Consider the following 18,894-nt stretch of genomic DNA (forward strand, 5'->3'; position numbering starts at 1 on the left):
TGCCCAGGGCTGAGCATGTCGCTATGCCAAGCATCAACGCGTCCCGGAACAAGGCGATCACCTTGCTGGCGATCGGCCATGCCTGTGTGGACATCTACCAGGGCGCGGTCGCCGCGCTCATCCCGTTCTTCGTCGCCGAGCGCGCCTACAGCTATGCCGCGGTGTCGGGCATCGTGCTCGCCGCGTCCCTGCTCTCCTCGGTCGCGCAACCGGTGTTCGGCCTGCTCACCGACCGCTGGGCGATGCCGTGGATCCTGCCGGTGAGCACGGTCGTCGGCGGCCTCGGTATAGCGCTGAGCGGCCTGAGCGGCTCCTACCCCCTCACCCTGGTGTTCGTGGCCGTGTCCGGTGTCGGGGTCGCCGCGTACCACCCCGAGTCCGCCCGGGTCGCCCGGTTGCTCAGCGGGGGCAGCCACAGCGCGATGGGCTGGTTCTCGGTAGGCGGCAACCTCGGCTTCGCCGCGGCGCCACTCCTGGTCAGCGGCGTCATGGCAGGCGGCGGCCTGCGCCTGTCACCGCTGCTCGTACTCCCCGCCCTGGCCGGCAGCGTGCTGTGCCTGCCTGTGCTGCGCGCGCTGGGAAAGCCGGAGACGGGTGCCGCCGGCGGCACGCTCGCGGCGGGCACGGACGACAAGGCGTCCTTCATCCGCCTCTCCTTCTCCGTGATCCTCCGCTCCATAGAGTTCATCGGCCTGAGCACGTTCATCTCGCTCTACGCCCAGCAGCGCATGGGAGGCGGTACGGCGGCCGGCACGGCGGCGCTGTTCGTCCTCTACGCCGGGGGTGCGCTGGGCTCGGTGGTGGGCGGCAGTCTCGCCAACCGCTGGGACCGGGTGACGGTGGCCCGCTGGTCCTACGTGCTGACGATCCCGGCGATCGCGGGCACGGTGTTCGTCCCCGGCCCGGCGTTCTACGTCTTCGTGGCGCTGGCCTCCCTCACCCTCTACGTCCCCTTCTCCCTGCACGTCACCCTCGGCCAGGACTACCTCCCCACTCGCGTCGGCACGGCCAGCGGCATCACCCTCGGCCTGACGGTCAGCATCGGCGGCATGGTCACCCCGCTGATCGGCACGATCGCCGACGCGACGTCCTTGCGGACGGCTCTGGCCCCGTTCATCGTGTTGCCGGCGTTCAGTTGGCTGCTGTTCCGGGGACTCCCCGAGCCGACTGCGGCGCGACTCCCCGAAGGTCGCCACCCGGTCACCCCACAGCCCGCGGACGCACTCTGACGCCCTGCCTGTAGCGGGTGACTGTTGAATTGCGTTTCACTCACCCCTGTAGAGACGCTCCAGATCCACCAGTACGACCTCTCCCCGGTCCCCCGCAGCTCGCAGTTCCTCGGTGAATCCGGCGCCGCTGTAGCAGGCGAGTCGTACGGCCGACGTCTCGACTCCACGCCTGGTGAGGAGGGTGGCGGCGTGACGCAACCGCTCCAAATGTCCCATGCCCATGACCTGATCCCACTTGGCCTCGCCCAGGGAGAGCAGTACACCGTTGTCCTGCCCCACCGCGCCTCGTACGACCACATCGATCTCGTGGGCGGTGCGCTCCGCCTGGTCCGGAACGGTCCCGTACGAGACGTCGATCGGCATGCCGCCGAAGGTGTCGGGAGCGGCGAAGTGGGCGACCCACTCGCGGCAGATCTGCTCGAAGTGGGGTCCTACGACACCGGAAAGAAACCGGGGCCGGGAACTCGCCCAGACCTGATCCGCCAGCCCCCTGTCCAGCAAGGGGAGTTTGGGCCGGGAGATGGCGTGGTCGAAGGCGATCAGTGGTTCGCCGACGCGGTAGACGCTCCGGTTCCGGCGGAAGGCGTCCGTCTCCTTGCGCACCAGCCCGCAATCCTGGAGGACCGTGAGGGGGTGGGTGATGTCACTGGTCGGCCGCTCCAGGCAGCCGGCGATCCGGCCCGCCGTGGCGTTGCCGGAAGCGAGGGCCGCGAGTACGGAGTGGTAAAGGGCCCGGTCCCGGAGGTCGGACTCGTCGGCCAGGAGGTAGCGGGCCTCACGGTAGAGCGGGGAGCGGGGCGAGAGCGCGGTACGGCAGACCCAGGCGTCGAAGTCGTCCAGGCCGGCCGGGACGTCATCACGTACGAACTCCCTTCGGTAGGCGGGAGTTCCGCCCACGACGCTGTGTACGAGGAGAGCGAGCCGGGGGTCTCGCTCAATGCCCCAGAAGGCCGCCGCCTGCCGGAAGTCCAGTGGCTGTACGACGAGTTCGAGACCGGCTCGGCCTCGCAGGGGTGACGTACCGCTGAGCAGCTTGCCCATGAAGGACAGGGAACTGCCGCACAGGAGAATGCGGGTGCGGGACTCCAGCCGTTCGGGGCGGCGGGGGCCGTACGCGACCTGCACGATGGAGGGCAGGGAGGGGGTGGCCCTGGCGAGGTACGGGAACTCGTCGATGACCACGGGGACAGGTTTGTCCCTGCCCAGGGCGAGCAGCGCGTCGACGGCCTGCTCCCATCGGTCGAAGCGCATGGGGGCGATGCTGCCGGTGTACTGGCCCAGTTCCTCTCCGAAGCGGCGCAGCGACTCCGCCTCCGTCGCCTCGTACGCGCAGAAGTAGAAGCCTCCGGCGGCCCGGGCGAGGGAGTCGAGCAGAAAGGATTTCCCTTGCCTGCGCCGCCCGGAGACCACAGCCATGGTGGCCTCCGGCCCCTCGTCGGCCGCGAAGGCGGTGAGTTCGCTCCATTCCCAGTCCCGGGCGAACATGTCGGGAGGTTTGGGGAGGTTGAGAAGAGGGCGGGAGTAAGAGCCGGGCATGGGCGCCTCCAGGCGGAGTCTTAGGGAAGTACGTTTCCCGGAAATACGCTTCCCTTAACGACGGGCTGGGATCCCGGTCACGGTGGCCGCCGGACGGGCACTATGGGTACGGCAGTGGGCGGTGCTGCCCGGGGACGAGTTGCGGGCGGGGCCAGTGAACGACGGGGATCACATCGATTTGCGGGGCAGTACGTTCTACGGGCCCGTCACCGGCAAGGTGGAGTCCCCGCGGGCGGCGCCCTCCCCCACCGCGATGTCCGCGCTGCCGGCCGCGCCCGCGGTCTTCACCGGTCGTGAGGACGAGGTGGTGGAGTTGCTGAGCGCCCTCGATCCGGGGGTCGGCGGTGGCTCCGAGTCCGTCGTCATCTCCGCAGTCTCGGGGCTGGGCGGCGTCGGAAAGACCGCGCTGGCGTTGTGCGTTGCGCATGCGGCGCGGGGGCGTGGGTGGTTTTCCGGGGGTGCGCTGTTCGTCGATCTGCGGGGGTACGACGAGGTTCCCGTGACGGCGGATCAGGCGGTGCTGGCGTTGTTGCGGGCGCTGGGGGTGGGGGATACGGATCTGCCGCCGACGGCTGATGATCAGTACGCGCGGTATCGGGGCGAGTTGAGTTCTCGTGAGCCGGTGTTGCTGGTTCTGGACAATGCCTCTGATCCGGCGCAGATCGCTCCGCTGTTGCCGGGAGAGGGGAGCGGGCATCGGGTTCTGGTGACGTCCCGCGAGGTCCAGGACTCGCTTCCGGTACGGCAGTTCAGGGTTGACGAGCTTACGCCTGACGCGTCACGGGAGTTGATCGACCGGTCGTTGCGACGATTCGACCCCGGTGATCGCCGAGTTGCGGAGGAACCGGAAGCTGTACAGCAACTCGGTGAGCTGTGTGGGCACTTGCCACTTGCCTTGCTGATCGTCTCGGCGTTGCTACGGCGAGGTCGGCAGCGGCCCATTGCAACGGTGGTCAGCAAATTGCAGGTCGCGAGCGATCGGGTACGGGCGTTGAAGTTCAAGGGCGTTGATCAGTATGGAAAGGATCTGAGCCTGCGACCCGTGCTCGACGTGATGTATGCGCGGCTGGAGCCTGAACTGGCTCGGGCTTTTCGGATGTTGGGGCAGGCCCCCGGGGGACAGCATCGGGGTCGGGTCGGCGGTCAATCTGACATCCATGGATCTGAAGAGTCTGGAACCGCTGCTTGACGAACTGATCGCTGCCTCGCTCCTCACCGCGTTCCCTGGCGGCGGGCGCTGGGTGATGCATGACCTCGTACGGGTCTACGCCCGCAGTGTCGTCACGGAAGGGCCCGGCCTACGCGACGAGGCGACCGAAGCACAACTGCGATTGTTGAGCTACTACCTCCAGGCCGTCCTCTCAGCCAACGCTCATGTCGAGCGGTGCCCCGATGACATAGCCCACGCGTCCTTCAGTGGACGCGATCACGCCCTGAAATGGCTCGACTCCGAGCGCGCGGGGCTGCTGGTCGCTGCTCGGTGGACCGATACCGAGGACGAAGCATTGGCCGAGGGCGCTCTGTGGTTTGGCCTCGCCCTGGACAGTTACCTCAGTCATCGACGGGCTTTCGACGACTGGGCTGCTCTGACCGAGGCTGCGTGTCTCACCGCCCGCAAAGTCGGCAACACTGGGGCCGAAGCCAGGGCTCACGCCCAACTGGGCAGCGCCTTGCATGAGTTGCGGCGATTCGACGAGGCTACGGCCGCCCACGGACGAGCACTCGACCTTTACGAGCAACTCGGCGAACGTCATGGACAGGCCCATGTGTGGAACAATCTCGGGCTCACGCTTCGCGCACTATGGCGACATGACGAAGCAATCGACGCCTACACCCACAGTGCACGGCTACATGCCGAACTGGGCCTGCGTCAACAAGCAGCCACCGTGCGCGCCAATCACGGCGCTGTACTGAATATCTGGGGCCATTCAGAGCAGGCACGCATCGCCCTCGAAGAAGCCCTCGCAACCCACGTGGAACTCGGTGACAGAGCGAGTGAGGCAGGAGTCAGGAACTCACTTGGGCTCGTTCTGCGGAAACTGGGCCGCCAAGAAGAGTCCGCCGCCGCCCTGACTCTTGCCCTGGGACTCTGTGCCGAACTCGGCAACTGGCACGTCCGAGGCGTGGTCTGGAACAATCTGGGGCTTACCTGGACCGCCCTCGGGCGGCTCGACGAAGCTGTCGCAGCTCACACCCGAGCTCGGGACTGGTGCGCATTTCTCGGCGACCGCCATACGGAGGCCTCGGCCTGGGGCAACATGGGCATGGCGTTACTCGGCCTCCACCGCATCGAGGAGGCTCTGTTGGCCGCCCGCCAAGCACTCAGTCTCTTCCGCGCATGCGGCGACGACCACCACATCGCCATCGCCGAGCACAACATCACCGTGATCCTGAACGCTCAGCCCTGACCCACCACGAACTCGCACCACACCGCCTTCCCCGGCGCCCGCTCCCCCACCCCCCACTTGTCCGCGACCACCGACACCAGCAGCAGGCCGCGCCCGCTGTCCGCATCAAGGTCCCGGTACGGGGTGTTGACCTTGCGGAGGTCGCCCGTGCCGCTGTCGCGGACCTCGACGCGGAGGACTGCGTCGCGGTGGCCGCACAGACGGAGGGCGTAGCCCCGGCCCGGCGGTGCGCCGTGCAGGATCGCGTTGGTCGCCAACTCGCTTACGCAGAGCAGCACATCGTCGACCCGGTCGGTGATGCCCCAGTCCGTGAGGGTGTCGCGGGCGAACGTGCGGGCCAGCGCGACGGAGCGGCGGTCGCGGCGGTAGAACGCCTCGCGCGTGTGGGCTTGTTGGAGTTGTTCGTTCATGGGGCCACTGTCACAGGCAGTCACTATCGTGGGTCAGTGAGTGAGGTCGTATTTCGTTTCTCTACGACCCCACTACGACGACTTCGGGTGTGCGCGGGGGAAAGGGACACGCATGCAATCGGCGAAGAGGCCCAAGAAGGTCGGTACTTGGCAGGCGGTCGGCGGGCTGGTCGCCCACTTCCGGAAGAGGGCGGGGCTGACACAGGAGCAGTTCGCGGAGCGCGCGAAGGTACACATCGACACCCTCAGGTCCATTGAGCAGGGGCGGCTTGCGCTACAGGACGACCGGGCCATCCAGTTCGATGAACTGCTGGGTACGGGTGGGGTGTTGTTCGCGCTGGTGGAGAAGTTGCCGGTGCGGGAGCGGATGCCGGCGTTTGCGCAGGGACTCGCCGACATTGAGGAGACTGCCGTCAGCATCCTGTCCTACGAGACCCAGATGATTCCCGGGCTGCTACAGACAGAGGACTACTGCCGCGCGTCATTCGCGAGCCGGTTCCCACGCTTCGAGGACGAGACGGAGGAGCAATGGGTGTCCTCGCGGATGGAGAGGCAGAAGATCTGGCAGCGCAAGCAACCGCCGTTCGGCCACTTCATCTTCGAGGAGTCGATCCTGCGCACGGCTCTCGGCGGCCCGGATGTGATGCGGGAGCAGATCCGCAAAGTGCGTGAGGCCTGCGACCTCATTCACGTAGGCATCCAGATCATGCCCATGGGCCGTGTACCGCACGCCGGTCTCGCGGGGCCCATGTTGATTCTGGAGACACCCGCCCACGAGCACGCGGTCTACCTGGAGGTACAGCGCGCGAGTTTCCTGGTGGACGATCCCCATGAGGTCAGCGTCTACCAACTGAAGTATGGAATGCTGCGGTCACAGGCGCTCTCGCCTGAAGAGAGTGCCCGCATCCTGGAAAGACTGCTAGGAGAGTCATGAACACCGCAGCACGGCAGCCCCTGTTCTCGGACAACCTTGCGTGGTTCAAGTCCAGCTACAGCAGCAATGAAGGCGGCAACTGCATCGAAGTCGCCTACGCCTGGCGGAAGTCCAGCTACAGCAGCAGCGAGGGCGGCAACTGCATCGAGGTCGCCGCCCACCCCTCCGCCATCCACGTCCGTGACTCCAAGGTCACCGCCGGTCCCATCCTCACCGTCACCCCCGGCACTTGGACCACGTTCCTCGGCACCGTCGCCGTCACGCGTCCCGCAGTCTGAACGCCGCTCCCCCGACCACCAACAACCCCACCGCGTACGCCGCCAGCACCCCCAACCCCGGCCAGAGATCGGTCGGCAGACTCGTCGGCATAGGGCCCCAGTGCTGCAAACGGTGGCGCCAGGTCGGGGAGTTGAGGAGCTGGGACAGGAGCGGGACGACGTAGAGGACGCCCAGGCCAAGAGTGATCGCACCGCTCGTGTCGCGGAGCAGGGTCGCCAGGGACAGGCCCAGGAGTGTCACCAGGACCAGGACGAGGATCGAGCCGCCCGCCGCGCGGAGCGACGCGTCGGTGTTCGGTGGGGTCGGGAGGATCAGGCGGGCCAGGGCCAGGGCGGACAGCACCGCCAGTGCTCCCGCCACCGCCGTGAGGGCTGACAACGTCGCCGCCTTCGACGCGAGGACCCGCCACCTCCCCGGCATCGCCGTGAGCGTCGTACGGATCGTGCCGGTCGCGTACTCCCCGCCGATCGACAGCGTGCCCAGGACCAGGCAGATCGCCTGGCTCAACTGGATGCCGCTGAGGCTCAGTTTGACCGTGTTCGGGGCGTGGCACGGGGACGGGCAGATACGGGTCGTCACCGACGAGGCCGCCGCCGCGCCGATCGCCGCCGTCAGGACGACCGTTGCCGCCAGTAGCCACCAAGTGCTGGGCAGCGTACGGAGTTTGGTCCACTCGGCGTGCAGGGAACCCAGCCACCTCACGCGTCCCGCCTCCTTACCGTCCAGGCCGCCAGCAGCAGGGCCGCCAGCGTGTAGGCCACCAGGACCGCCAGGCCGTTGTACGGGGAGAGGGGGTAACAGCCGCTCTCCGGAAGGCAGTTGTGCGCGACCTGGGGGTAGTACGTCTTGCCCTGCTGGATCGCGAAGGCCGCCGCGGGAGTCACTCGTAGGAGCCATTGCGCCGCCGGGAGCGGGAAGGCGAAGGAGAGGATCTGCGGGAGGATCACCAGGACCACCACCGTCGCTATCGCGCCGGCGCTGTTGCGCAGGACCACTCCCAGGGACAGGGCCAGGACCGCGACCAGGGACAGGAGTGCCGCGCTGCCCACGACCGCCCTCAGGGACGGGTTCTCCAGGAGGGACAGGTCCGGGAACTCGGGGGGCTTGAAGCCGTTGGCGTGCAGGGTGCGTTGGGCCAGGGTGTAGCCAACTGCCGTTGCCAGCAGGCCTGTTGTGAAGGTGATGGCCGCTATCACCGTTGTCTTCGCCGCCAGTACCTTCAGGCGGGACGGGGTCGCCGTGAACGTCGTACGGATCAGGCCCCGTTTGTATTCGGTCGTCACGAAGAGCGTGCCCAGGGCGACCATGAACAGGAGGCCCACGAAGACTCCCTGGAAGCCCATCTGGACCAGGTCGGGGCTGTTCTCCTCGGGGGCGATGTCGCCCGAGCCGGTGAGGGTGTACGTGCCGGTCGCGGAGATCTGGGTGCTGGTCCCCGGCGTGTCCCCGGCGTTCGGGGCGTCGGCGTCTGGGGCGCCGATGTCCGTGCTCGCCCAGGCGGTGTCGGTCGACTCGCCCTGGAGGGTGAGGTGGTCGAAGGTTCCGGTGACCGTGCCGTGGCCCGCCCGCTCGCTCGTGCCGCCGAAAGAACGCTGCACCACATCATGCGCGGGAGTCCCCAGCACCAGCCCCACCTGAACCGTCCGCCCCAGCCCCCCAACCCCCACCTCCCCAAGCCGGGTCCACTTCTCACCGTCTACCGACGCATAGCCGGTTAGTCCAGACCCCAGCCTTTTCAACCTGAGCCACTGCGGCGCCGTAGCCAGGTCGCTGCTCGGGCCCGCCGTGTCATGGGTGAAGTTCCACTGCATACGGACGCCATGGTCCGGAGTCGCCACCACCGCCGCGTACGAAGAACCCTGCTTCAGGCTCGACTTGACGATGATCCCGGCCTTCGCCCACGGCTCCAGTGCCGCCTTGCCCTCGGTGTTCCTCAAGCCGGTCACCCGGACCGTGATCGTGCCGTCGCCGGTCAGCGAGCGGTGGGTGAAACGGAAGGCGTCGTTGACCACCTCGCCGCCCGGGCCGATCACCACAGGGGGGCCGCCACCCGTGCTGGAACCACTCGCGCCCATCTGCGAGATCACGACCGTCACCACGGCCGCCACCGCCAGTACCAGCAACCAGGCCCTGACCGTCCAGAACTTCGTCCACTCAGCGAGCAACAGGCGGCCGAAGCCGGCCCGCGCCGGGTGGAGGGACGAGCGGTACGGCGGGCGAGTCTTCGTGGGAGTCGTCATCGGGTCACCTCGTCCGGCTCGGCGGGCGTCGACGTGAACTCGACCGCGTCCCTTGTCAGTTCCATGTACGCCTCCTCCAACGACGCCCGGTGCGCGCCCACTTCGGCGAACGGCACCCGGGACGCGGCGAGCAGCTCCACGATCCGTTCGGCGGGCAGGCCGGTGACGGTGAGCAGATCGCGGTCGACGACTGCCACCGTGCCGCCCTCCCTGGCCAGGAGTTCCATCGCCTCCGTACGACTGCTCGTGCGCAGCCGTACCCGGTCGCCGGAGGCCGCCGCGAGGAGGTCGGCCACCGCCGTGTCGGCGATCAGGCGGCCCCGGCCGATCACCACCAAGTGGTCGGCGGTGTCTTCGAGTTCGCTCATCAGATGGCTGGAGACGAGGATCGCGCGGCCCTCCGAGGCCAGGTGGCGCAGGAGGCCCCGGATCCACTGAATGCCCTCGGGATCAAGGCCGTTGACCGGTTCGTCGAGGAGCAGCACCGGTGGGTCGCCCAGCAACGCGGCTGCCATGCCCAGGCGTTGGCGCATACCGAGGGAGTAGCCGCCCGCCCGGCGCCGGGACGCCTGCTCCATGCCGACCTGTTCGAGGACCTCGTCCACGCGGCGCATCGGGAGGCCGTGGGAGTGGGCCAGCCAGCGCAGATGGTCGCGGCCCCGGCGGGCGGGGTGCAGGGCGGCGGCGTCCAGGAGGGCGCCGACCTCCAACAGCGGGGTGCGCAGGGCGTGGTAGGGACGGCCGCCGATCAGGGCCCGGCCCTCGTCGGGGGTGTCCAGGCCGAGGAGGGAGCGCATGGTGGTGGACTTGCCCGCGCCGTTGGGACCGACGAAGCCGGTCACCGTGCCGGGCGCGACCGTGAAGGACAGTCCGTCGACCGCGAGCGTCCGGCCGAACCGCTTGCGCAGCTCGCGGACTTCGATGGTTGCGTCGGTTGCGTGGCTCATGGTGAGGGAGGCTAGGGGCGGCCGGTGCCGTACGTCGTCACACCTGGGAGGTCCCTCACGCGGGGGACGCCGGGCCGGACGGGGGTCGGCACAATGAGGGGGTGGCTGTGGAGAGGAGTGGGTCGGGGAACCTCGTCGTCCCAGGTGTCCTGGGTGTTCTCTCGGTCTCCGAAGTGCTGCTCCGCAGACCCGACTTGGGCGGCGGGTTCGCCGTCCTCCTGCTGCTCACCCTCGCTTCCACCCTTCCCCTCGCCCTCGTCCTGGGATCCGCCGGCCCCGCGCGCAGCGGTACCGCCGTCGCGGTCAGTACCGCCTGCGTGCTGTCCCTGGTGCCCTTCGGCATCCTCACCGTCGGCGGGGTCGTGGCCCAACTGGTGTGCGTGTACGTCCTGGGCCGCGCCGGAGCCACCCGCCTCGGCGGACTGCTCGTCCTCCCCTACGTCGTGATCGCGCTCGGCAGCCACGAGGAACCGACCAGGATCGTCGCCGTCCTCGTCGCGACCCTCGCCTCCGCCGCCGCGGCCACCGGCATCGCCCACCACGTGCGCAGCACCGCCCTGGCCCACAGCGCCACGGAACAGGCCTTCGCGGACACCCTCCTCGAACACGCCGCCCGGGGTGAACGGGCGCGTATCGCCCGGGAGTTGCACGATGTCGTCGCGCACCACATCTCGATGATCGCGGTCCAGGCGGAGACCGGCCGACTGACCACGCGCGGCCTGCCGCCGGAGGGCGCCGACCGTTTCCTCGCCATCGGCGACACCGCGCGCACCGCCCTCACCGAGATGCGGCGCCTGCTCGGCGTCCTGCGGGAGGACGCCGACACAGGGGTCCAGCGGCGCCCCCAGCCCGGCCTCGGCCAACTCATCGACCTGGTCGACGAGTCGCGCGACGCGGCCGGTTCCCGCACCCGGCTCATCGTCAGCGGGCCCGTCACCGCGCTCGACCCCGGTATCGAGGTCACGGCGTACCGGATCGTCCAGGAGGCCCTCACCAACGCCCGCCGGCACGCGCCGGGTGCCGCCGTGGACGTAGAACTCCGTTACAACGAGCAGGACTTGGCGGTGCGGGTGCGCGACAACGGGCCGGGGCCCACGGCCGCCGCCCCCTCCGGTCACGGTCTGCTCGGCATGCGTGAGCGGGCCGCGACGGTCGGCGGGACTCTGCGCACCGGGGCGGCTCCCGGCGGCGGTTTCCTGGTCGAGGCACGGCTTCCCGTCCGAGCTGAGGCGGTTCTGCCATGAGCGGCACGCCCATCCGTATCGTCGTCGCCGACGACCACGAGCTCGTCCGCGTCGGCTACGCCGGACTCCTCGCCACCCAGGGGGACTTCACGGTCGTCGGCACGGCGGGCGACGGCGCCGAGGCGGTGCGCGTCTGCCGGGCGGAGTCGCCCGACGTGGTGCTGATGGACGTACGCATGCCGGTCATGGACGGCATCGAGGCCACCGCGCGACTCCAGAACACTCCTGACGTACCAAGGGTGTTGATCCTGACCACCTTCGACCTCGACGAGCATGTCTACGACGCGCTCGCCGCCGGGGCCAGCGGGTTCCTGCTAAAGGACGTGACGGCGGAGCGGCTCTTCGACGCGGTGCGGGTCGTGGCGGCCGGTGAGGCGCTGCTCGCGCCCGGCATCACGCGCCGGCTGATCGCCGAGTTCGCCCGGCAGCGTCCCCGAACCGGCCTCGCGCACACGGCACTTGACGCCCTCACCCCGCGCGAGACCGACGTCCTGCGGCTGCTCGCGCAGGGTCTGTCCAACCCCGAGCTGGCCCTCCGTCTGCACGTCGGCGAGGAGACCGTGAAGACCCATGTCAGCCGCATCCTGTCCAAACTGGGACTGCGGGACCGTACGCAGGCCGTGGTGACGGCCTACGAGACGGGGCTGGTCGTGCCGGGGACAGGAACCGGCTGACGGCGGCGGGCGCGCGGGACCGGCAGCAGCCACCATGCCGACACCACCGACAACACCGCGCCGACCGCGATCCCTTCGAGCCGGGTCGGCAGGAGGTGCGGCGCGTCCTGGCCGAAGTAGCCGAGGAGGAGGGACAGGGCGCAGGTCATCCCGGCCGCCCAGTAGGCGTAGTTGAGGGGGCGCAGCCACAGCGCGACCGCGAGGACGGCGAACATCAGCGCCACTGAGGTGTCGCCGGTGACCCCGATCGCCGCGACACCCGTCGCCAGCAGGGTGCCGACCGTGGCTCCGGCCAGGCGCTCGACTCCCTTGCGCAGTACGTCCGTTCGGCCCCGGTTGCCGCTCGCGGCGACGTACGCGGTGAGGACCACCCACGGCCAGTGGTCGTCGAAGAACAGCCGTCCGACGATGAAGGCGGCGGCGATCCCGGTCGCCATCTGGAGCGCCATGCGGGTGCTCGGGCGGGGGTGGAGGCGGGAGCGGCGCGGTGGTGGTCCGGCGGTGGGTTCGGCCCGCCAGGGCTCGGGGCCGAAGCGGTCCCCCAGCCCCTGCACCAGCCATACCGTGCCGCACGCGAGCGCCCCTACCAGCGCCGACCAGCCCCAAGTGAGCAGCCCGCTCTGCGCCTTGGCCGGCAACGCCGGGCCCGGTACGACGAGGAGGGTCACCAGCGGGAGGGCCAGCAGGGTGCCGGCCTTCGTGGCGGCGGGGCCGTAGCGGCGGATCCAGATGGCCAGCGCCATGCCCGCCGTGTAGACGGCGGCGCCGAGCGTGTAGTGGGAGGCGATCAGCCGGCCGACGAAGATCGAGGCGCCGGCGGTGACCGGCAGCAGGACGAGCGCGGTGAGTCGGCGGCGGGTGTCGGCGGTGCGCTGGGTGGAGGCGAGGGTGAGGGTCAGGGCGACCGCGAGGACCAGTACGTCGGTGTGGAGGCCGGCGGTGCGCTCCAGCCAGAGGGCGGTGCCCCAGCAGAGCAGCACGGCGGTCATCGTCAGAGCCGCTTCGTACGCGTTGCGTATCAGTTTGGCGGTCACTGGCCCACAGTAGCTGGCACAGTGGAGCAGGAATAGTAAGGAAGTGCGTACGATATCCGACATGGATCATCGCGTGGACCATCTCTCCGAAGCCGCCCGGATCCGTCGCGGTGTCGTGCGGCTGAACCGGCGGTTGCGACAGGAGCGGGGCGAGGGCGCGTTCAGCCCGAACCAGTTGATCGTGCTGGGGCATCTGCATCGGCATGGTGCGGCTACGCCCGGTGAGGTCGCGGTGGCCGAGCGGCAGCGGCCTCAGTCATTGACCCGGGCCTTCTCCGAGTTGGAGGCGGCGGGGTTGATCTCGCGTGAACCTAGTGCGGCGGATCGGCGGCGGTCCGTGCTCGCGCTCACGGCGGCGGGGAGGCGGGCGTTGGACCGGGACATGGGTGAGCGGGATGTGTGGTTGGCGGGGGCGCTGGGGTCTTTGAGCGCGACGGAGCGGGGGGTGTTGGAGTTGGCGGGGGAGATCATGGAGCGGCTGGCGGGTCGTTGATCGGGTGCGGGGCGGTGGGGGCTGGTCGCGCCCACGCGGCGGTAGCCGCAAATCGAATACAGCCCCGCGCCCCTTAAGGCGGTTGCTCTGGGCGGAGTTGGCAGGTCCCGCCACCGCACCGTCAGGAACCGCCGCCGAAGGCCCCGCACCCCTACGAGCGGCCGGCCGATGGCTGAAATACGCCACTTGTGCGGACGTTCACAGGGTTCCCATAATCCTTCAACAGATTTGACCAGCCCATGTCAGAAATTGGGCATTTCTTTGATGCCCTGGATTGACATGTGCGCGCCATTCCCACCCCCCACGGAAGGCATCACGTTGAAGAAGCTCCTCACAGCCCTCAAGAGATGCGCGGCCGTCGGCGCCGCCGCTCTCGCGATCGCCTCCCTTCAGCCCGTCTCGGCCGCACAGGCCGCCCCCACGCCCGTCGTCGGCGGAACCACCGCCACGCAGGGCGAGTTCCCGTTCATGGTCCGGCTCTCGATGGGCTGTGGTGGTGCGCTCTACACCCAGCAGATCGTGCTCACCGCCGCGCACTGCGTGAGCGGGACCGGGGCCAACACCAGCATCACCGCCACCGCGGGTGTGGTGGACCTCCAGTCCACCACCGGGCGGGTCCAGGTGAAGTCGACGTACGTGTACCGGGCGCCCGGTTACAACGGGAACGGCAAGGACTGGGCGCTCATCAAGCTCGCCTCGCCCATCACCACCGTGCCGACGCTGAAGATCGCCACGACCACGCAGTACAACACCGGGACCTTCACCATCGCCGGGTGGGGTTCGGCCAGTGAGGGCGGGGCCCAGCAGCGGTATCTGCGCAAGGCCACCGTGCCGTTCGTCAGTGACGCCACCTGCCGGTCCTACAGCGGGTACAGCGGACTCGTCGCCAGTGACGAGATCTGCGCCGGGTACACGGCCGGCGGGGTCGACACCTGTCAGGGTGACTCGGGTGGTCCGATGTTCCGCCGGGACAGCGCCAACGCCTGGATCCAGGTCGGCATCGTCAGCTGGGGCATAGGGTGCGCCCGCGCGAACGCGCCTGGCGTGTACAGCGAGGTGTCCACGTTCGCCTCCGCGATCGCGTCGGCGGCGGCTTCGCTCTGACGTACGTCCTTCTTCCGCGGGCCCGGCGCCACATGCGCGCCGGGCCCGTGTTTCTCGCCCCCCACACACAGCTCGCCCCCCACAGCTCGCTCAGAACCCGCCGCCGAAGTCCCCGCCGCCACCGCCGTCTCCGCCCCCTCCGAAGTCCCCTCCCCCACCGAAGTCGCCGCCGAAGTCCCCGGAGTCGAAGTTCGCGCCGGACACATCGCCGCCGTCGTAACCGCCGCTGCCGAAGTCGCCGTAGCCGGTGCCGTAGTCGGACGCGTAGGACGGGGTGGCCATCATGCTGCCGAGGACCGTGCCGACGAGGAGGCCGGGGAGGAGGCCGCCGCCGAAGTAGCCGCCGGCCCAGGGGCCGTAGGCCGGGCCGGCGTCCCAGTACGGGCGGCGGCCGTAGTCGGTGTCGACCTCGCGGATCATCGGGTCCCGGCCGTCGGCGAGGCGGGCCTGGTCGGCCGCGCAGACCGGGACCTCGCGGGGTGCGCCGCCGGCCGGGGTCCAGGTGGCGTCGGCGACCGAGGGGCCGTGGCGCGGGTCGAAGAAGCAGGGGGCGCGGCGCTCCGGCAGCGGGCGGCCCTCGCGGCGGGCGGCGAGCTGCGCGAGCGAGAAGCGGCCGTCCTCCAAAGCCTGGGTGACGGAACGGACGTCCTCCGGTTTCGTGGCCGCCGCCATGTACGACTTCGCCTGCTCGTAGGCGTCGAGGGCGCGTTCGTAGTCGGCGCGCATCGCGTCGTCGGCGCCCGGTTCGGCCGGGTGGAATTCGAGGCGGTCCAGTTCCTCGCCGAACGCCGTGATGTCCTCGTCGACCACCACCCGCAGCTTGTCCAGCGCGGCCCGCTGCTCCTCCAGCCTGCGGCGCCGGGAGCGTCGTACGAGGGTGTACGCCCCCGCGCCACCGGCCACCAGGACCCCGCCCGCGACGATCAGCGCGGTACCGGAGACTCCCCCGCCGCCGTCCGAGGAGCCGCCCCAGGACGCGGGCGCCGAGCCGCCCATCGCGGCGAGCGCGCGGTCGGTGAAGTCGTCGAGCTGGGCCTTCGCGTCCTCGCCCTGCACGCTGCTGACCAGGTTCTTCACGGCCGCGTTCGACAGGACCCGGGAGTCGGCGCGGGCGTCGAAACGGTCGCCGAGGCGGATCGCGTACAGGCCGGTGATGCCGGTCGCGGTGCGGAGGTTCGTGAAGAGGTTCGCCGTCGGGTAGTCGGCGGGGAGGACCGCGACGAAGACCGGTTTGTCGGCGTCCTTGATCTTCTTGGTCAGCGCGTCGGCGTCCGCCGTGGACAGCTGCCCGCTCGCCCCCGGATCGACGTGGACCGGGCCCTTGCGCAGGGCCTGGGCGATCGCCGAGACGCCCGTGTCCGCGGCGGCCGGGGACGCCATGCTCAGGGCGGCGAGCAGCAGGGCCAGGAACAGCACCGGGAGGCTTCGGATCCCGGTCTTCACGACCTGCGTGACCTTCACGACCTTCATGGTTCGACGCTACCGGAGGTTGGTCCCCTCGGCCGGTGCTCACCAAGCGATCCGGGCCGCCACCGGCAGGTGGTCGCTGCCCGTCTCCGGCAGCACCCACGCACTCCGCGCCCGCACCCCCCGTACCAGAATCTGGTCGATGCGCGCGATCGGGAAGGACGCGGGCCAGGTGAAGCCGAAGCCGTTCCCTGCCGTGTCCTGGGCCGAGCGCAGGCGGGTGGTCAGGGCGTGGAAGGCGCGGTCGTCCGTGGTGCCGTTCAGGTCACCGAGCAGCACCACCCGCCCGTTCGGCTCGGCGGCGACAGCCTTGGCGAGGGCGCGGGCGCCGAAGTCGCGGGAGATCGTCCAGAAGCCGCTGCTGGGCAGCACCCGGACCGACCCGAGGTGCGCCACGTAGACCGCGAGCGGCCCGTGGTCGGTGGCGGCCGTGGTGCGCAGCGCCCGCACCTCGTCCTGTCCGTGGTCGACCGGGCGGGTCCTCGCCAGCGGTCCGACATCGTCGCGTACGACGTCGACGGGACGGGTGTCCGACAGCGGGAACCTGCTCCACAGCCCGACGGTGCCCAGCACCGCGCGGTACGGGTACGCCTTCGCCAGCGCCCTCTCGTACGTGCCCGTGGCCTGCGGGGTCAGCTCCTCCAGTGCCAGCAAGTCGGCGCCGCAGGAGGCGAGTTGGCGGGCGGTGCCGGTCGGGTCGTGGTTGTCGGCGCCGACGTTGTGGCTGACGGCGGTGAGGTCGCCGCCCGGGTGGGACTTGTCCTGGAGCAGCCCGCCGAAGAGGCTCAGCCACGCCGCGAGCGGCAGCACCAGCGCGAGCGCCGCCGAGGCGGAGCGGCGCCGGCACGCTCCGGCAAGCAGCACCGGGACGCCCACCCCGAGCCACGGCAGGAGGTTCTCGACCAGGCTGCCGGCGCCCCCGACGTTCGGGATCCAGGCGTGCAGCAGCAGGACCAGACCGAGCAGCAGGGCGAGGGCGGCGAGCACCGGGCCGCGTTTCCAAGGAGCGATCCATGTCATGCCGGGCAGTCAAGGCGGCCCGGTGTTGTCGGCCCGTATGGGATTTTCGATACGCGGACGATAGGTGCCGCCTCCTAGCATCGACCGTATGCGTGTGCTGATCGTCGAGGACGAGCCCTATCTGGCCGAGGCCATCCGCGACGGCCTGCGCCTCGCGGCGATCGCGGCCGACATCGCGGGCGACGGGGACACCGCCCTGGAGCTGCTGAGCGTCAACAGCTACGACATCGCCGTCCTCGACCGCGACATCCCCGGCCCCTCCGGCGACGAGGTCGCCCGGCGCATCGTCGCCTCCGGGAGCGGGCTGCCGATCCTCATGCTCACCGCGGCCGACCGGCTCGACGACAAGACCACCGGGTTCGAACTCGGCGCCGACGACTATCTGACGAAGCCCTTCGAACTCCAGGAACTCGCGCTCCGGCTGCGGGCGTTGGAGCGTAGACGCGCTCACAACAGGCCGCCTGTACGGGAGTTGGCGGGCCTGCGCGTCGATCCGTTCCGCCGGGAGGTCTACCGGGACGGCCGCTATGTCGCCCTGACCAGGAAGCAGTTCGCCGTGCTCGACGTCCTCGTCGATGCCGAGGGCGGGGTCGTCAGCGCCGAGGAACTCCTCGCACGGGCGTGGGACGAGAACGCCGACCCGTTCACCAACGCCGTGCGGATCACCGTCTCGGCGCTGCGCAAGCGGCTCGGCGAACCGTGGATCATCGCGACCGTGCCGGGCGTCGGCTACCGCATCGACGTACAGCCGCTTGAGGGGGTGGACCGTGGCTAGGGCGCCCGGGCTGAGCGTCCGGCTCAAACTCACCCTCAGCTACGCCGGGTTCCTCCTGCTGGCCGGTGTCCTGCTGCTCGTCGCCGCGTGGCTGTTCCTGGACCGCGCACCCCATGTCGGACTCATCCTGGTGCCCAACTACCGCTTGGCCGTGGCCCGCGCCTTCGCGCCGACCGCCGCCGCCGCGCTGGCGTTCCTGCTGGTGTTCGGTCTTCTGGGCGGGTGGCTGCTGGCCGGTCGCATGCTCGCCCCGCTGACCCGCATCACGGACGCCACCCGCACGGCCTCCGACGGCTCGCTCTCCCACCGCATCCAACTGCCGGGCCGCGGCGACGAGTTCCGGGAACTCGCCGACGCCTTCGACACGATGCTCGCCCGGCTGGAGGCCCATGTCGCCGAACAGCGGCGGTTCGCGGCCAACGCCTCGCACGAGCTGCGCACCCCGCTGGCCGTCTCGAAGACGCTGCTCGAACTGGCCCGCACCGACCCGGACCAGGACACCGGCACGATCATCGAGCGCCTGCACACCGTCAACACGCGGGCGATCGACACCACCGAGGCCCTGCTCGTGCTCAGCCGCGCCAATCAGGGGACCTTCACCCGGGAACCCGTCGACCTGTCCCTCCTCGCCGAGGAAGCCACCGAGACGCTCCTCCCGCTCGCGGAGCGGCACGGCGTCACCATCGAGACGAGCGGCGAACTCACCCCCGCGCTCGGCTCGCAGACGCTCCTGCTCCAACTCACCACGAACCTCGTGCAGAACGCGATCGTCCACAATCTGACCGAGGGCGGCACCGTCCGGGTGCACACCGCCGTCCGCCCCCGGAGCGTGCTGCTCACGGTCGAGAACACCGGCGATCCGCTCACCCCGCAGCAGGTCTCGACCCTCACCGAACCGTTCCAGCGCGGCACCGAACGCCTGCACACCGGCCACGCGGGGGTCGGGCTCGGCCTGGCGATCGTCAAGACCATCACCGGCGCGCACGACGGCACCCTCACGCTGACCCCGCGCACGGGCGGCGGGCTCAACGTCACGGTCGAACTCCCCGCCCCACACTCGAAGTAGCCGCGCCCTCCACGCCGTTGAGGCGTGGAGGGCG

19 protein-coding genes are annotated in these 18,894 nt (G+C 69.9%); 11 read left to right on the top strand and 8 right to left on the bottom strand.

Annotated elements, in window-relative coordinates; translation table 11 throughout:
* Positions 1-23 precede the first annotated feature (23 nt).
* Entirely contained in the window at positions 24-1,229 is a 1,206-nt protein-coding gene (locus ACIRRY_RS30840; protein WP_403978873.1) for an MFS transporter, read from the top strand.
* 36 nt (positions 1,230-1,265) lie between these two features.
* On the opposite strand, the gene ACIRRY_RS30845 is transcribed toward ACIRRY_RS30840, so the two are convergent.
* A complete protein-coding gene (locus ACIRRY_RS30845; RefSeq protein ID WP_403978875.1) occupies positions 1,266-2,765 on the bottom strand; it encodes an ATP-binding protein in 1,500 nt (499 codons plus the stop codon).
* 154 nt (positions 2,766-2,919) lie between these two features.
* On the opposite strand from ACIRRY_RS30845, the gene ACIRRY_RS30850 reads away from it, so the two are divergent.
* Positions 2,920-3,954 carry an NB-ARC domain-containing protein gene (locus ACIRRY_RS30850; protein ID WP_403978878.1) on the top strand — a complete coding sequence of 345 codons (1,035 nt, stop codon included), beginning with the start codon at positions 2,920-2,922 and terminating at the stop codon, positions 3,952-3,954.
* Entirely contained in the window at positions 3,923-5,173 is a 1,251-nt protein-coding gene (locus ACIRRY_RS30855; protein WP_403978880.1) for a tetratricopeptide repeat protein, read from the top strand. The genes ACIRRY_RS30850 and ACIRRY_RS30855 overlap by 32 nt, the downstream gene beginning before the upstream one ends.
* Here ACIRRY_RS30855 and ACIRRY_RS30860 read toward each other — a convergent pair.
* On the bottom strand, positions 5,164-5,583 hold the full coding sequence (locus tag ACIRRY_RS30860; protein WP_403978883.1) for an ATP-binding protein: 420 nt from the start codon (positions 5,581-5,583) through the stop codon (positions 5,164-5,166). The genes ACIRRY_RS30855 and ACIRRY_RS30860 overlap by 10 nt on opposite strands.
* Before the next feature lie 112 nt (positions 5,584-5,695).
* On the opposite strand from ACIRRY_RS30860, the gene ACIRRY_RS30865 reads away from it, so the two are divergent.
* Both ACIRRY_RS30865 and ACIRRY_RS30870 read left to right on the top strand, forming a co-directional pair.
* On the top strand, positions 5,696-6,517 hold the full coding sequence (locus tag ACIRRY_RS30865) for a helix-turn-helix domain-containing protein (protein WP_403978886.1): 822 nt from the start codon (positions 5,696-5,698) through the stop codon (positions 6,515-6,517).
* Positions 6,514-6,795 carry a DUF397 domain-containing protein gene (locus ACIRRY_RS30870; RefSeq protein ID WP_403978889.1) on the top strand — a complete coding sequence of 94 codons (282 nt, stop codon included), beginning with the start codon at positions 6,514-6,516 and terminating at the stop codon, positions 6,793-6,795. The genes ACIRRY_RS30865 and ACIRRY_RS30870 overlap by 4 nt, the downstream gene beginning before the upstream one ends.
* On the opposite strand, the gene ACIRRY_RS30875 is transcribed toward ACIRRY_RS30870, so the two are convergent.
* The 3 genes from ACIRRY_RS30875 to ACIRRY_RS30885 are packed head-to-tail and all read right to left on the bottom strand — an operon-like array spanning position 6,776 to position 9,983.
* Positions 6,776-7,498: an ABC transporter permease subunit gene (locus ACIRRY_RS30875; protein ID WP_403978892.1), complete on the bottom strand. Its 723-nt coding sequence runs from the start codon at positions 7,496-7,498 to the stop codon at positions 6,776-6,778. The two genes, ACIRRY_RS30870 and ACIRRY_RS30875, sit on opposite strands and share 20 nt — an antisense overlap.
* Positions 7,495-9,036 carry a hypothetical protein gene (locus tag ACIRRY_RS30880; RefSeq protein WP_403978894.1) on the bottom strand — a complete coding sequence of 514 codons (1,542 nt, stop codon included), beginning with the start codon at positions 9,034-9,036 and terminating at the stop codon, positions 7,495-7,497. The genes ACIRRY_RS30875 and ACIRRY_RS30880 overlap by 4 nt, the downstream gene beginning before the upstream one ends.
* Complete coding sequence (locus tag ACIRRY_RS30885; protein ID WP_403978896.1) at positions 9,033-9,983, bottom strand: ABC transporter ATP-binding protein; 951 nt, start codon at positions 9,981-9,983, stop codon at positions 9,033-9,035. Before ACIRRY_RS30885 ends, ACIRRY_RS30880 begins: the two co-directional genes overlap by 4 nt.
* 107 nt (positions 9,984-10,090) lie before the next feature.
* Between ACIRRY_RS30885 and ACIRRY_RS30890 the strand changes: the two genes are divergently transcribed.
* Together ACIRRY_RS30890 and ACIRRY_RS30895 are read left to right on the top strand one after the other, a co-directional pair.
* On the top strand, positions 10,091-11,227 hold the full coding sequence (locus ACIRRY_RS30890) for a sensor histidine kinase (RefSeq protein ID WP_403979082.1): 1,137 nt from the start codon (positions 10,091-10,093) through the stop codon (positions 11,225-11,227).
* A complete protein-coding gene (locus ACIRRY_RS30895; RefSeq protein WP_403978899.1) occupies positions 11,224-11,901 on the top strand; it encodes a response regulator in 678 nt (225 codons plus the stop codon). The genes ACIRRY_RS30890 and ACIRRY_RS30895 overlap by 4 nt, the downstream gene beginning before the upstream one ends.
* Here ACIRRY_RS30895 and ACIRRY_RS30900 read toward each other — a convergent pair.
* A complete protein-coding gene (locus tag ACIRRY_RS30900; RefSeq protein ID WP_403978901.1) occupies positions 11,859-12,935 on the bottom strand; it encodes an FUSC family protein in 1,077 nt (358 codons plus the stop codon). The genes ACIRRY_RS30895 and ACIRRY_RS30900 overlap by 43 nt on opposite strands.
* Positions 12,936-12,996: 61 nt before the next feature.
* Here ACIRRY_RS30900 and ACIRRY_RS30905 point away from each other — a divergent pair, with 61 nt between their 5' ends.
* Together ACIRRY_RS30905 and ACIRRY_RS30910 are read left to right on the top strand one after the other, a co-directional pair.
* Positions 12,997-13,428: a MarR family winged helix-turn-helix transcriptional regulator gene (locus tag ACIRRY_RS30905; protein ID WP_403978904.1), complete on the top strand. Its 432-nt coding sequence runs from the start codon at positions 12,997-12,999 to the stop codon at positions 13,426-13,428.
* Positions 13,429-13,746: 318 nt separating this feature from the next.
* Entirely contained in the window at positions 13,747-14,532 is a 786-nt protein-coding gene (locus tag ACIRRY_RS30910; RefSeq protein WP_403978907.1) for a S1 family peptidase, read from the top strand.
* Between the two features lie 90 nt (positions 14,533-14,622).
* Here the strand turns inward: ACIRRY_RS30910 and ACIRRY_RS30915 are convergent, their stop codons facing one another.
* Together ACIRRY_RS30915 and ACIRRY_RS30920 are read right to left on the bottom strand one after the other, a co-directional pair.
* Complete coding sequence (locus ACIRRY_RS30915) at positions 14,623-16,002, bottom strand: hypothetical protein (protein WP_403978910.1); 1,380 nt, start codon at positions 16,000-16,002, stop codon at positions 14,623-14,625.
* A 39-nt stretch (positions 16,003-16,041) separates the two neighbouring features.
* Positions 16,042-17,019, bottom strand: a complete 978-nt coding sequence (locus ACIRRY_RS30920; RefSeq protein ID WP_403978912.1) for an endonuclease/exonuclease/phosphatase family protein — start codon at positions 17,017-17,019, stop codon at positions 16,042-16,044.
* A gap of 88 nt (positions 17,020-17,107) precedes the next feature.
* Here ACIRRY_RS30920 and ACIRRY_RS30925 point away from each other — a divergent pair, with 88 nt between their 5' ends.
* The gene (locus ACIRRY_RS30925) at positions 17,108-17,794 is read left to right on the top strand and encodes a response regulator transcription factor (RefSeq protein WP_403978915.1); all 687 of its coding nucleotides are present in this window, start codon (positions 17,108-17,110) and stop codon (positions 17,792-17,794) included.
* Positions 17,787-18,860, top strand: a complete 1,074-nt coding sequence (locus tag ACIRRY_RS30930; protein ID WP_403978918.1) for a sensor histidine kinase — start codon at positions 17,787-17,789, stop codon at positions 18,858-18,860. Before ACIRRY_RS30925 ends, ACIRRY_RS30930 begins: the two co-directional genes overlap by 8 nt.
* Positions 18,861-18,894: the final 34 nt, after the last annotated feature.

This window comes from Streptomyces sp. NPDC101776 (genome assembly GCF_044766845.1).
Lineage (GTDB): Bacteria > Actinomycetota > Actinomycetes > Streptomycetales > Streptomycetaceae > Streptomyces.